Raw genomic sequence first — 12,950 nt, 5'->3', positions numbered from 1 at the left:
TTTGATGTAGAAGCGCGCTTCGCCGATCACGGCAAATTGAACACGGCTCGGCGCGCACCCATATCGGCGACGCGCCCGCGTTATGAGGACGCTGGCCGAACCCGCAGTGGAAAAAACGACGATGAGAATCAGGTTTCACAAGCTTGCAGCCGTTGTTGTGCTCATTGGTTTCGCGGCGTGGATGGCGACAGGCGAGTTTTCGTCGGTCGGCAGCGTAGCCGCCAACAAAGCCAAGGCAGCCGAAGCCGAACAGGCCAAGGCGCCGGACGCAAGCAAGCCGAAGACGGCGGAAGCCGAGCCTAAGGCACCGCTGCGCACCGTCGCGGTGGTGACGCCGCCACGCAAGACCTATGCACGCGCCATCCGCATTTCCGGGCTGACCGAAGCCGACAAGCGGGCGGTGCTGGCGACGCGCGTCGCCGGTGTCATCGACAAGCTACCTGTCAAGCAAGGCGATCACGTCAAGACGGGGGATCTGGTGCTGATGCTTGCGGCGGAAGAAAAGATCTCGATGGTCGACAACGCCAAGCAGTTGGTGGTGCAGCGCCAGGCCGAGCTGGACGCAGCCTTGCGGCTGATGAAGACCGGCAATCTGCCGAAGCTGCAGCTCGACACCGCGCGCTCGAACCTGACCTCGGCGCAGTCGCTGCTGGAAACGGCACAGGCCGAACTCGACCGCAACGAGGTGAAGGCGCCTTTCGACGGCGTTATCGACCGGGTGCCGGTGGAACTTGGCAGTTCCGTCATGCAAGGCGGCGAGGTGGCAACCATCCTCAAGCTCGATCCGGTGATTGCCCGTGGCGAAGTCAGCGAGCGCGATCTCGGCTATCTCAAGCTCGGCGACAAGGCCACCATACGGCTGGTCAGCGGCCAGACGGTCGAAGGCACCGTGCGCTACATCAGCCGCGATGCCTCGTCGGCGACCCGCACCTTCCGCGTCGAGGTTGCCGTCCCCAATGCCGACGGCTCCGTGCCGGCCGGCATGACGGCGGAAATCGCGCTCAACGCACAGCCGACCGACGCGGTGCTGCTGCCGCGCTCGGTTGTGACGCTCGGCGACAAGGGCGACCTCGGCATCCGTGCCGTCGGCAAGGACAACAAGGTGGCGTTCTTCCCGATCGACCTCGTTGACGACACGCCGACCGGCCTCGTCCTCGGCGGCATACCGGCCGACGCCCGCATCATCGTCGCCGGCCAGGAACTGGTGAAGGAAGGCGATCTGGTCAATCCGGTCGAGGCCGACCAGGCGATCATCAAGAAGCTGCTCGGCGAGGCGACGACCGGCACCCAGTAGCGTAGCACAAGTCGCGACGGACTAGCCCTGGGCGGGGACAATCGGCTGCGACGCAGCTCGTGGAAATTCAAGAACAGGCGTTAGCCATGGATATCGTCAGACTCGCAATCAACAATGCCCGCCTGACCATTTCGGTCCTCGTCTTCCTTCTGCTGGCGGGCTGGGTCGCCTATCAGGCGACGCCAAAGGAAGCGGAGCCCGACGTTCCGATTCCGATGATGTATGTCAGCCTGATCTATCAGGGCATTTCGCCCGAGGATTCGGAGCGGCTTCTGCTGCGGCCGATGGAAAGCAAGCTGAAAAGCCTGAAGGGCCTCAAGGAGATGCGTTCGGCCGCCTTCCAGGGCGGCGGCTACGTGCTGGTCGAGTTCCAGCCGCAGACCAATCTGGCCACCGCGCTGCAGGACACGCGCAGCAAAGTGCAGGACGCCAAGGCCGACCTGCCGCAGGCGGCGGAAGAACCCGTCGTCACCGAAGTCAACATTTCCGAATTTCCCGTGCTCGTCGTCACGCTCTCGGGAAATCTGCCCGAACGCGTGCTGACCGCCGCCGCGCGTGAACTGCGCGACCGCATCGAGGAGGTTCCCGGTGTTCTCGAGGGCTCGCTGCAGGGTGCGCGCGATGATCTCGTCGAGGTCGTCATCGATCCGATGAAGCTGTCTTCCTATGGATTGCAGCTCGATCAGTTGATCGGTGCGGTCGGCAACTCCAACAGCCTGGTCGCCGCCGGCAACATCGAAGGCTCGGAGGGCAAATACGCCGTCAAGGTGCCGTCGCTGATCGAAACGCCGGAGGATGTCGCCGCACTGCCTGTGGTCGCCGGCCCCAATGCCGTGGTGCAGGCCAAGGACATCGCGACGATCCGTTCGACCTTCAAGGATGCCGAGACGGTGACCCGTCTCAACGGCAAGCCGGCCATCGCCATCGAAGTCAAGAAGCGCATCGGCTCCAACCTGATCGACACCATCGCCAAGGTGCGAACGGTGTCCGACGAGTTCGTCAAGTCGATGCCCGAGGGCATGAACGTCACCTACACGCAGGACAAGTCGGTCTTCGTCAACCAGCTGCTCGGCGACCTGCAGAACCATGTGATGATCGCCGTCATCCTGGTGTTCATCGTCATCCTCTACGCGCTGTCCGGCCGCGCCTCGCTGCTCATCGGGCTTGCGATTCCGTCGTCGTTCCTGATCGGCATCCTGCTGCTGGCGATGATGGGCTACACGATCAACATGATCGTGCTGTTCAGCCTGATCCTGGCCGTCGGCATGCTGGTCGACGACGCCATCATCGTCACCGAGTTCGCCGAACGGCGGATGAGCAAAGGCATGCCGAAGGAGGAAGCCTTCGCGCTCGCAGCCAAGCGCATGGCCGGTCCGGTCATCGCCGCGACGATGACGCGCATCGCCGCCTTCTCACCGCTGCTGTTCTGGCCGGGCATCATCGGCGACTTCATGAAGTACATGCCGATCACGCTGATCGTCACGCTGTCGGCCTCGATGCTCTATGCGCTTGTCTTCGCGCCGACGCTGGGTGCGATCTTCGCCAAGGCGCCGCCGCATCATGAGGATGACAATCGCGACGGCTGGTACATGGCGATCGTCAAGCAGGCGGTGCGCTTCCCCATCACCGTGCTGGTGCTGACCGTCGCGCTCTTGTTCGGCGTCGGCTTTGCCTATTCGAAATACGGCGCCGGCGTCGAGTTCTTCCCGAATGTCGAACCGGATTACGGCCTGCTCTACGTGCATGCGCGCGGCAATCTTTCGCTGGCCGAAATGGATACCGCGACCAAGATCGCGGAAGACAGGCTGCTCGGCTGGCCGGGCGTGAAGTCGGTCTACACCCGCGTCGGCAAGACGCAAGGCGGCGGCCAGGATATCCCCGAAGACGTCGTCGGCGTCATCCAGTACGAATTCATCGACTGGCGCGAGCGCAAGGCGGCGAACCACATCCTGGACGATCTGCGCGGCGTCATGGCCGGCATTCCCGGCGTCGATGTCGAGGTGCGCGTGCCGGAAGCCGGTCCGCCGACCGGCAAGCCGATCCAGATCAGGCTTTCGGCCGTCGACCCCAAGGGGCTCGACGACAAGGCCCGTGAGGTTGCGGCGCGCATCGGCAAGGTGCCCGGCGTCATTGATATTTCCGACGGCCTGCCGCCGCCCGGTGTCGACTGGGCGCTCGAGGTCGACCGTGCCAAGGCGGCGCAGTACGGCATCAGCCCAACCTCGGTCGGGACGGTGGTGCAACTGGTGACCAACGGGCTGAAGCTCTCGGAATACCGGCCTGCCGGAGCCGACGACGCGGTCGACATAAGGCTGCGGCTGCCCGAAGACCGGCGCACGCTGTCGACGCTCGACGAACTCAGGGTGCAGACCTCACAAGGCTCGGTGCCGATCTCGAACTTCGTCGTGCGCAAGCCCGAGCCGACGGTCGGCATCCTCAACCGCATCGACGGCGCGCGTACGGTGGTCGTCCAGGCCAACGTCGCCGCCGGCGCTCAGGTCGCGGCTGTGCAGGAGCAGGTCACCAAAGCCGTCTCCGACATGGATCTCGGCAGCGGCATCCGCTGGAAGCTGGCCGGCTCGAACGAGGACAGCGCCGAAGCCAGCGCCTTTCTTAGCAAGGCCTTCGGGGCGGCGATCTTCCTGATCTTCCTGGTGCTCTTGGCGCAGTTCAACAAGTTCACCAGCGTCTGGCTGGTGCTGTCCTGCGTGGTCATGGCGACGATCGGCGTGTTCCTCGGCCTGCTGATAACAGGCGAGACGTTCGGCATCGTCATGTCGGGCATCGGCGTCATCGCTCTGGCCGGCGTGGTGGTGAACAACAACATCGTGCTGATCGACACCTATGACCGGCTGCGTGAAGAAGGCTGGGACAAGGTCGAGGCGGTGCTGCAGACTTGCCGCGAGCGCGCCCGTCCGGTGGTGCTGACGGCTGTTTCGGCCATTCTCGGCGTGCTGCCGATCGCCTTCGGCCTCGGGTTGGAAATCTTCCATCACGAGACGACGATCAACGCGCCGTCGACGCAATGGTGGATTTCGCTGTCCTCGGCGATCGTCTTCGGCCTGTCCTTCGCCACCGTGCTGACGCTGGTGGTGACGCCGTCGATGCTGATCGTGTTCACCCGCGCCAAGGTCAAGCCGGGCGCACGGCGCGGTTGGTTCAGCCGGCTGTTCCGGCGTGGCAAGGGCGAGATTTCCTCGACCGATGCGCAGGGGCAGGATACCGGAGCCGAGCCGGATATCGCCTTTCCGAAAGCCGCCGAATAGACCAATGCCGATTTGACCGCAAAAGGCCGCCCGGAACAACCGGGCGGCCTTTTGCATTGTTCTTGGGCGAAACGTCGAATTGCGGGGTTCTCATGCCGATCACCACCATCGTCATCATCGTCCTGGTCCTTATCCTCATCGGCGCGGTGCCGGCCTGGCCACATTCGCGCTCCTGGGGCTATGGGCCCTCGGGTATTGTCGGCGTGGTGCTGGTGGTGCTTATGGTGCTGCTGTTGATGGGACGGCTCTGAGGCGCCCTCTCAGTCCGCGGAGATTGTCAATGTGCGGAGGAGCATCGCCCGCCATCGCGGACGTCAGGCAGCTTTCGCAACGCCGGTCACGGTGGCAATGCCGATATCCCCGAGAGCTTCAGTGACGGCCTGATCCAGCGGCGTGTGCGGGATCGCGCCGATGATGCCTTCCAGCCTTGCCGACGCCAGTTGGTGCGGTTCGAAGCGCAGATAGGACATCGACACGATCTCACGCCACATCGCCACGAACGGGCTACCGGCGCGCAGCACCCACCAGGCCATCGAGGTCATCTTGAGCGGACGCCCAAGCGCCTTCTCTGCGGCTGCCTTGATCTCCAGGTCGGTGACGGGATGGCCGGGGAAGTTGAAGGCTTCATAAGCGCCGAGCTTGTCCAGGTTCTGCGCCAGTCCGACGAAAGCCCTGGCCAGATCCGGTAGGTAGGCCCATTCATGTACGAGGTCGACCGGGCCGGGCGCCGTATAGATACCCTTGTTGATCTTGGCAGCGACGACCAAGTCGAACCACGAGCCGCTGCCGGTGCCGCCGAAGAAGTCGCCGGCCCGCAAAATGATGGTGCGGACGCGGCGTGCTTCGGCCTCGCGGTGAAACAGGTCCTCCATGGCGACGCGGATGCGCCCCTTGTCGGTCGTCGGGCGGAACGGCGTGTCTTCCGTGATCACCTCCGGCATCGGCGATCCGTAATTGTATACGGTCCCGGGAAAGAGATGCAGTGCGTTGTTGGCATGGCAAGCGGTCATGACATTCTCGGCGATCGGCAGGCACTTGACCCATTCGGTGTAGATCGGGTTGAGGCCGTTGAAGATGATGTCGACACCTTCCGTGGCGCGGATCAGCGCTTCCCGGTCGAGCGCGTCACCGGCAACGGCCGTAGCGCCTTCAAGTTCAGTTGGCAGTTTGCCGTTGCGGGTGACGGCGCGGACCTCGTAGCCCGCGTCGATGAAGGCCTTGGCGACCACGCGGCCGAGCCGGCCATTGGCACCGAGAATTGCGATACTGGTCATTGGAAGCACTCCTGGGTTGGGATTTGCGTGGTCGGTCTGGACGCGCGATCGGGATCAGCGACAAGCGCGATCGAGATCAGCGGTTGCCGAAGAGGTCGCGGTTGCTGCCTTGCGTGACCGGCTGCCGGACGGCCGCATCCGGGTTGTGGATCGAAGCGGTGGTCGTGTTGTCGGTGCTGGTGACAGCCGGCTGGCTGGCGTCGTTCGAGCCAAACTTGTCGCTGCCGGCAAAGGCGGCGCTGACGGAAATGAGGATGGCGGCGGTGGTGAGAGCGATCTTGGTCATCTGAGTTCTCCTGGTTGGTGTTTGCAGTCCGTGTTGGTGTCTGCAGCCGGAATATGGTCGCTCCGAACGCGAATGGAAATTGACTACATATGGCGTTCTGATATTCATAAATGAATGACAGAAATCGACTGGAACCTGATCAAGAGCTTTGTCGCCGTGGCGGAATCCGGCAGCCTGTCGGCCGCCGCGCGAAAGCTTTCGGCCAGCCAGCCGACGCTTGGCCGTCACATCGGCGAGTTGGAACGGGCACTCGGCGTCACACTCTTCCGTCGAGGACGGCACGGTTACGAACTGACGGAGGCCGGCAGCACGCTGTTCGAACGCGGCAAGGCGGTCAGCGAGCAGGCAAGCGCCTTCTCACTCCTGGCGCTGGGTTCGGTCGAGGCCATCGAAGGCACGGTGCGCATCGCCGCCAGCGAGGTGGTGGCGGCCTATGTCCTGCCTGAGATGACGATGCGGCTGGGGATCGAGGAGCCCGGCATCGAGGTCGAGATCGTTGCTTCCAACCAGGTCGAGAACCTGCTGCGTCGAGATGCCGACATCGCCATCCGCATGGTCAAGCCGGCGCAGAACGAGCTGATGGCACGCAGGGTCTGCGATATCGAGCTCTGCGCCTGCGCGGCCAAATCCTATCTCGACAGGCGCGGCCGTCCGCTGAAGCCTGCCGATCTTGTCGGCCACGACCTGGTCGGCTTCGACCGCGGCGACGAGATCATCAGGGGCTTTACCCAGTATGGCATCCCCGTCACCCGGAGCAGCTTCCGCTTCAGGGCCGACAACCAGATCGTTTTGTGGGAAGCGGTGCGGGCGGGAAACGGCATCGGCCTTGGTCAGGAGCCGCTGGCCGACAGGGATCCTTTGATAGAGAAGGTTCTGCCAGATCTGCCGCTGCCAGTTCTGCCGGTGTGGCTGGCGATGCATCGCGACGTGCGTACCAGCGTGCGCATCCGCCGGGTGGTGGATTTTCTCCACGAGGAGCTGAAACGCTATTCGGCGGGTGCTGGCGCGAATTCGGCGCGGTGAGCGAGCCCGGCCATCAGCAACACGATGATCAGCAGTCCCGACATGGTGATGAAGATCGGGCCGAAGCTGGAATGCTCGGCAACGAAGCCGATCGCCGACGGCGCCACCAGTATGCCGCAGTATCCGATAGTGGTGACCACGCTCATGCCGGTGCCGGAAGACATGCCTTCCTGGTTGCCGCCGGCCGAAAAGATGATTGGCACCATATTGGCGATGCCGAAGCCGCAAAAGGCAAAGGCTGCAATAGCGAGCCAGGGCGAGGGCGCCAGGCCAGCCACCAGCATGCCGACCGCGGCTACGAGGGCCGACACGCGCAGCGTCGTCACCGCGCCGAAGCGATTGCGTATGCCGTCGCCGAAGAACCGCGTAACCGCCATGACGCCCGAAAATCCGGCGTAGGCGAGGCCGGCAACGGCGAGATCGGCGCCGAGCTCCTGGCGCAGATACAGGGCTGCCCAGTCGAGCACCGCGCCTTCGGAGATCATCGCCAGCAGCGCCATCAGTCCGATCAGATAAACCAGCGGGTTTGCCGGCAGTGCGAATTTGTGGTGCTCGGCTGCCTGCGGGCCGTCTTCGGTGAGGAGATGGCGAACGGCCACCGCGATCACCGCGAAGGCAAACACCGTTACCGCCGCCGCGTGGGCGAGGTGGCCGTAGTGCTGGATGGCAAAGCCGCCGAGGCCGCCGCCGGCGAAGCCGCCGAGACTCCAGAAGCCGTGCGAGGACGACATGACGGCGCGGGAGAGCCGCCGTTCGACCACCACGGCATTGGCATTCATGGCAACGTCCATGCCACCGATCGAGCCGCCGAAGACGATCATGGCCGCGGCCGCCACCGGTACGTTGGGCGCCAGCGCCACGACCATCAGACCGAGGCTGCCGCACAGGGCGAACCAGCGCAGTACGGTGCGCGAGCCATGTCTGGAAATCAAATGGCCGCACCAGGTCATCGCGACGACGGCACCGACGCCGAATAAGAGTATCAGCAGACCGAGCGTGAACTTCGAGATCTCCAGCCGCGTCAGGAACACCGGAATCTGCGGCGCCCAGCTGCCCGTCAGGAAGCCGTTGGCCAGGAAAATGGCCGCGAGCGCCCATCTTCCGCGAATGGCAGTCAGCTTGGCAGTTGACGCGTTCATGAGGCGAATCCCGCTGAAAATGGCTTCGCGCGGCAAATTAGATCGATTCAATTTTCAGTCAAGGCTCTTTCGGGAAGCATTTTGGGCCAACATAGCCTTAAGCGATCGCGGGGACGACGGCGTCAATGGTCCTGGGGGTGCCTTGCCTCGAATTCGGCCTTCTTGGCGTCGGAGGCCTCGGTCTGGTTCAGCGTCTGCCATTCCCCATAAGGCATGCCGTAGACGATCTCGCGCGACTGATCCTTGGTGAGATCGACGCCCTCGGCATTGGCTGCCTCCCGATACCAGTTCGACAGGCAGTTGCGGCAGAAGCCGGCGAGATTCATCAGGTCGATGTTCTGCACATCGTTGCGCTCGCGCAGATGCTCGACCAGCCGGCGGAAGGCGGCCGCTTCGAAATCGCGTTGCTGCTCGTCGCTGAGTTCGGTCATCGAAACCTCCGTCATAGCGGCCCGGTGCGCGAGCCGAACATCTTCACCACATGTATATCGGGACGGCGATCGATCGCGTCAACGATCGGCGCCAACCGTTCGGCCCAGGCGAGCGCGCCCTTCTGGTCCGATATCAGATCCTGTCGGATCTCGATCAGCGCATGGGCGAAGCCGTTGACGATGGCGTGCTTGTACATGGTGTCGCCGCGCAGCGCGCCGTCATAGGGTTCGTTGTCGCCGACGACGAGGTTCTTGTCCTGCGCCAGCATGTCTATCAACGGCCGCGCCACGCGGTCGTCGAGGTCCCACAGGATGCCGACGTGCCAAGGACGCTGGATTCCTTGCATGGCAGGGGTGAAGGAATGCACCGAAAAGATGAAGGGCGCCTGGGCGGAAGCCTGTGCGACCGAGGCGATCATGGCGCCGACGGCGTCGTGATAGGGTCGGTAGAACCCGTCGAGCCGCCTCTCGCGCTCCTCGGCAGCGATGGGGTAGTTCCCAGGTACGACAGTGCCGTCATAAAGCTGGCGAATGAGCGTTGGGTCGTCTTCGCCGCGGTTGGGATCGATCAGCAGCCGCGAAAAATTGGCAAGCACCGCCGGCACGCCGAGCAGGGCAGCCAGTTCGCGCGTCACCGCCTCGACGCCGATGTCATAGGCGATGTGGCGGTCGAACTCGGCTGAGGGCAGGCCGAGGCTGCCGTAGTCGTCGGGCAGGTCGCGACGGGCATGATCGCCCAACAGCACGATGCCTCGCCTGCGATCGCCCTCGATGATGTCGAAAGGCGCGAAAACTGTGGATCGGGTCATTGGCGGGAAATGGTCTGTTCGCTGGCTTCCGGGGAGGGTGCTATCGTCATTCCACGAAGACGACGCTTGCGCAATGCCGTTGTTTGGCCAAGGTTTCCCCGGAAATCTGGCACAAGTCGGCGAATTGTGCGCCGGAGCCTTTCTAAATCGATTGGAATTGGACAAAACGGTGCGTTGACATGCGCCCGGACTTTTCCGAAAAGGGGCGCAGAGAGATGCTGATGTGGTTTTTGAGGGGTTTTCGGATGAGTTCCGCCGGCGGGCAGCGCATGCGCTCTGCCTTTGCCATGCCGCTCCTCACTCTTGCCATCGGCCTGTCGGCCATGGTCGTGGCTTCGCCGGCGCGCGCCGATTTCCGCGTCTGCAACGCCACGCAGAACCTGGTCGGTGTCGGCATCGGCTATCGCGCCAAGGCCGGCTGGATCACCGAAGGCTGGTGGCACATCGAGGGATCGAGTTGCAAGACGCTGATCGAAGGGCCGCTGTCATCAAGGTTTTACTATCTTTATGCAGAAGACGCCGAACGCGGTGGACGCTGGGATGGCCCGATCAACATGTGCGTGGCTGAAAAAGAGTTCAAGATCGCAGGCGTGACCGACTGCGTCGCCCGGGGCTTTCAGCGCGCCGGATTCCAGGAATATGACACGGGCGAACAGGCAAGCTGGATGGTCCAGCTGACCGATGAGTCCACAACGGGAGGCGCTCCAGCCGCCCCGGGAACAAACAGTCAATGAGACGTAGCCGCAAGGTCAAGATCCTAGCCACCATCGGTCCGGCCTCCTCGTCGGAGGAGATGCTGAAGAAACTGTTCGAAGCGGGCGCCGATGTGTTCCGCATCAATATGAGCCATACCGACCATGAACTGATGCGCACGCTGGTCGGACGCATCCGCGCTGTCGAGGAAGCGGTTGGCCGGCCGATCGGCATCCTGGCCGATCTGCAAGGGCCAAAGTTGCGCGTCGGCAAGTTCGCCAACGGCAAGGAAGTGCTGACGCAAGGCCAGACCTTCACCCTCGACGACAATCCAGAGCCTGGCACCTCGACCAGGGTCTATCTGCCGCATCCGGAAATTCTGAGCTCGGTCGAAGCCGGCCATCGCCTGCTGATCGACGATGGCAAGCTCGAGCTGAAGGCGGTGAAGAGCGACGGCAAGTCGATCGTCTGCACCGTCGTCGCCGGCACCACCATTTCCGACAAGAAGGGCGTCAGCCTGCCCGACACCGACCTCCCGGTCGGCGCGCTGACCGAGAAGGATCGCAAGGACCTCGATGCCGTGCTGGCCACGGGCGTCGACTGGGTGGCGCTGTCCTTCGTGCAGCGGCCGGAGGATCTGGCCGAAGCGCGCAAGATCGCACGCGGCCGGGCGCTGATCATGGCCAAGATCGAAAAGCCGCAGGCCGTCGCCCGGCTGGCCGAGATCATCGAATTGTCCGACGCGCTGATGGTCGCCCGCGGCGATCTCGGCGTCGAGATGCCGCTCGAGGCGGTGCCCGGCATCCAGAAGCAGATCACGCGCGCCGCACGCCGCGCCGGCAAGCCGGTGGTGGTTGCAACGCAGATGCTGGAATCGATGATCACGGCACCGGTGCCGACCCGCGCCGAGGTGTCCGATGTTTCGATCGCCGTCTTCGAAGGCGCCGATGCCATCATGCTGTCGGCGGAATCGGCGGCGGGTGCCTATCCCGTCGAGGCCGTGGCAATGATGAACCGTATCGCCACCAAGGTCGAAACCGATCCGACCTATGCCGGCATCATCAACGCCCAGCGCTCCGAGCCGGAGGCGACTGGCGCCGATGCCATTTCGCTGGCCGCGCGCGAGATCGCCGAAACGCTGAAGCTGGCGGCGATCATCACCTACACCGCATCAGGCACCACAGGCCTGCGCGCCGCCCGCGAGCGGCCGCAAGTGCCTGTTATCGCGCTGTCGCCGATCCTCAACACGGCGCGGCGGCTGTCGCTTTTGTGGGGCACGCATTGCGTCGTCTCACCCGACGCCGTCGACCTCGACGACATGGTCAATCGCGCCTGCCGCATCGCCTTCGACGAAGGCTTCGGCAAGCCGGGCGACCGCGTCATCATCACCGCGGGCGTACCGTTGCGGACACCGGGTTCGACCAACATGCTGCGCATCGCCTATATCGGATCGGACACACAAGTCAGCCGCTAGATTCCTAAAGCGTGTCGCCTCTGAACGGATTCAGGTGATCCGCTTTAGGTCGGCGCGAGTTCGGCCTGCGGTACCTTGATATCGGCGCATCTGCCGGCGCCGTAGGCGTCGCCGGCGATGCGCGCCTCCACTGCCGTTGCCATCGCCTGCAGGTCTATACTCTTCCCGGCGACCTTCTCGATGGCGCCGACGGTCAGGTCGGGCGCGATCCAGTCTGGCTTGTGGCCGAGATTGTGCACCCAGACGAGTTCGGCACCGGCAATGTCGCGCGCCAGGCCGACCGAATGGATATGTGCATAGACCACCTTGTCGCGATCGCCTGAAATGACCACGGTTGGCGCCTTGATCTCGTTGTAGCGCGGTGCGGCGCCGAGGGCATAGCGATAGAGCCCGGCGACATCGGTGGCGTTGGCACGAAAGGCTGTTGGTCGCAGCACCAGCGGGATAGAGGCCATTCTGAGATAATTGTCGGGCACCTTGTTGGGCGAGAAAACGCAGGTGGTAGCGTCGGCCATCTGCAGTGTACCGGCCGGATAGGTCAGCGTCTCGGAAAACAGCCAGCCGAGCACCGGCATGGTAGTCAGATCGTAGTACCAGGCGGTTGCGCCGCCCGGCCATGGGTGGGTCGCCGGTGCGAGGAAGACCAGCCCGAGCGTCTTGTCGGGATGCTCCCGGCCAAAGGCCGATGTCACCACGCCGCCGAAGGAATGGCCGACGATGACAGCCTTCTTGATGCCGAGATGGTCCATCAGTCCGGCAATGGTGTCGGCCTGCGCCGACGGGTTCTCGTTGTTGGTGCCGCGACCCGACCAGCCGTGGCCTGGCCGGTCGAAGAACAGCATTTCGGCGCGGCCTTCGAGCAAGGGACGCAGCGGCAGCATCTGGTCCCTGAGATTGGCGCTGGCGCCGTGGATGAAGACGATCGGCGGCAGCTCGGCATTGGCGGGTGCCGGAACATGGACATAGTGGATGCGGGCGCCGTCAATGTCGGCGAACTCGCCGATCGGCGGATTGCGGCGCTCGATCAGCCATGAGCCGACGCGGGTGACGCCGACGAAGCCGAACACAAGCGCCATCAGGAAGGCAAGGGCGGCGTAGATCAGGTTCATGGGGGAGATACGGAGGTGGAGGGGGATGAGTTGTAGGGGAGTAGGGGAGTTGTGGAGTAGGGCCGTTGGTTATTTGGTCATATGCGCTGAAGGGATCATGGTGAGGATCGCTGGTGGGCTGTTGGGGTGTAGTAAGTGAGTACTTGATGGGG

The 12,950-nt window shown here is 63.7% G+C and carries 12 protein-coding genes; 6 read left to right on the top strand and 6 right to left on the bottom strand.

Going from position 1 to position 12,950, the window contains the following annotated elements:
• Positions 1 to 121: 121 nt before the first annotated feature.
• The 3 genes from NKH06_RS15125 to NKH06_RS15115 all read left to right on the top strand — a co-directional run bounded on the left by NKH06_RS15125 (position 122) and on the right by NKH06_RS15115 (position 4,811).
• Positions 122 to 1,294 (top strand): efflux RND transporter periplasmic adaptor subunit, encoded by a 1,173-nt coding sequence (locus tag NKH06_RS15125; protein ID WP_031213157.1) that lies wholly within the window; start codon positions 122 to 124, stop codon positions 1,292 to 1,294.
• A gap of 86 nt (positions 1,295 to 1,380) precedes the next feature.
• Positions 1,381 to 4,560: an efflux RND transporter permease subunit gene (locus tag NKH06_RS15120; protein ID WP_352440940.1), complete on the top strand. Its 3,180-nt coding sequence runs from the start codon at positions 1,381 to 1,383 to the stop codon at positions 4,558 to 4,560.
• A gap of 92 nt (positions 4,561 to 4,652) precedes the next feature.
• Positions 4,653 to 4,811: a DUF3309 family protein gene (locus tag NKH06_RS15115; RefSeq protein WP_023810914.1), complete on the top strand. Its 159-nt coding sequence runs from the start codon at positions 4,653 to 4,655 to the stop codon at positions 4,809 to 4,811.
• Positions 4,812 to 4,874: 63 nt separating this feature from the next.
• On the opposite strand, the gene NKH06_RS15110 is transcribed toward NKH06_RS15115, so the two are convergent.
• Both NKH06_RS15110 and NKH06_RS15105 read right to left on the bottom strand, forming a co-directional pair.
• Complete coding sequence (locus tag NKH06_RS15110; RefSeq protein ID WP_128305532.1) at positions 4,875 to 5,834, bottom strand: SDR family oxidoreductase; 960 nt, start codon at positions 5,832 to 5,834, stop codon at positions 4,875 to 4,877.
• Positions 5,835 to 5,910: 76 nt separating this feature from the next.
• The gene (locus NKH06_RS15105; RefSeq protein ID WP_128305533.1) at positions 5,911 to 6,120 is read right to left on the bottom strand and encodes a DUF680 domain-containing protein; all 210 of its coding nucleotides are present in this window, start codon (positions 6,118 to 6,120) and stop codon (positions 5,911 to 5,913) included.
• A gap of 114 nt (positions 6,121 to 6,234) precedes the next feature.
• Between NKH06_RS15105 and NKH06_RS15100 the strand changes: the two genes are divergently transcribed.
• Positions 6,235 to 7,143, top strand: coding sequence for a LysR family transcriptional regulator (locus tag NKH06_RS15100; protein ID WP_128305534.1), 909 nt, complete (start codon positions 6,235 to 6,237; stop codon positions 7,141 to 7,143).
• Here NKH06_RS15100 and NKH06_RS15095 read toward each other — a convergent pair.
• The 3 genes from NKH06_RS15095 to NKH06_RS15085 form a co-directional block, all read right to left on the bottom strand.
• Positions 7,107 to 8,282 carry an MFS transporter gene (locus NKH06_RS15095; RefSeq protein WP_352864894.1) on the bottom strand — a complete coding sequence of 392 codons (1,176 nt, stop codon included), beginning with the start codon at positions 8,280 to 8,282 and terminating at the stop codon, positions 7,107 to 7,109. The genes NKH06_RS15100 and NKH06_RS15095 overlap by 37 nt on opposite strands.
• 122 nt (positions 8,283 to 8,404) lie before the next feature.
• Entirely contained in the window at positions 8,405 to 8,713 is a 309-nt protein-coding gene (locus tag NKH06_RS15090) for a DUF1244 domain-containing protein (RefSeq protein WP_352893357.1), read from the bottom strand.
• A gap of 11 nt (positions 8,714 to 8,724) precedes the next feature.
• A complete protein-coding gene (locus NKH06_RS15085; RefSeq protein WP_352440938.1) occupies positions 8,725 to 9,522 on the bottom strand; it encodes an N-formylglutamate amidohydrolase in 798 nt (265 codons plus the stop codon).
• 245 nt (positions 9,523 to 9,767) lie between these two features.
• Between NKH06_RS15085 and NKH06_RS15080 the strand changes: the two genes are divergently transcribed.
• Both NKH06_RS15080 and pyk read left to right on the top strand, forming a co-directional pair.
• Complete coding sequence (locus NKH06_RS15080; RefSeq protein ID WP_127260459.1) at positions 9,768 to 10,256, top strand: DUF1036 domain-containing protein; 489 nt, start codon at positions 9,768 to 9,770, stop codon at positions 10,254 to 10,256.
• Entirely contained in the window at positions 10,253 to 11,689 is a 1,437-nt protein-coding gene (pyk, locus tag NKH06_RS15075; RefSeq protein WP_023810921.1) for a pyruvate kinase, read from the top strand. The genes NKH06_RS15080 and pyk overlap by 4 nt, the downstream gene beginning before the upstream one ends.
• 44 nt (positions 11,690 to 11,733) lie before the next feature.
• Here the strand turns inward: pyk and NKH06_RS15070 are convergent, their stop codons facing one another.
• Positions 11,734 to 12,798, bottom strand: a complete 1,065-nt coding sequence (locus NKH06_RS15070) for an alpha/beta fold hydrolase (RefSeq protein WP_352440937.1) — start codon at positions 12,796 to 12,798, stop codon at positions 11,734 to 11,736.
• Positions 12,799 to 12,950: the final 152 nt, after the last annotated feature.

The sequence above is a fragment of the Mesorhizobium sp. M1342 genome, assembly GCF_040317955.1.
Lineage (GTDB): Bacteria > Pseudomonadota > Alphaproteobacteria > Rhizobiales > Rhizobiaceae > Mesorhizobium.
Note: the sequence above shows the minus strand (reverse complement) of the source record. Positions and strands in the feature narration are given on the sequence as shown.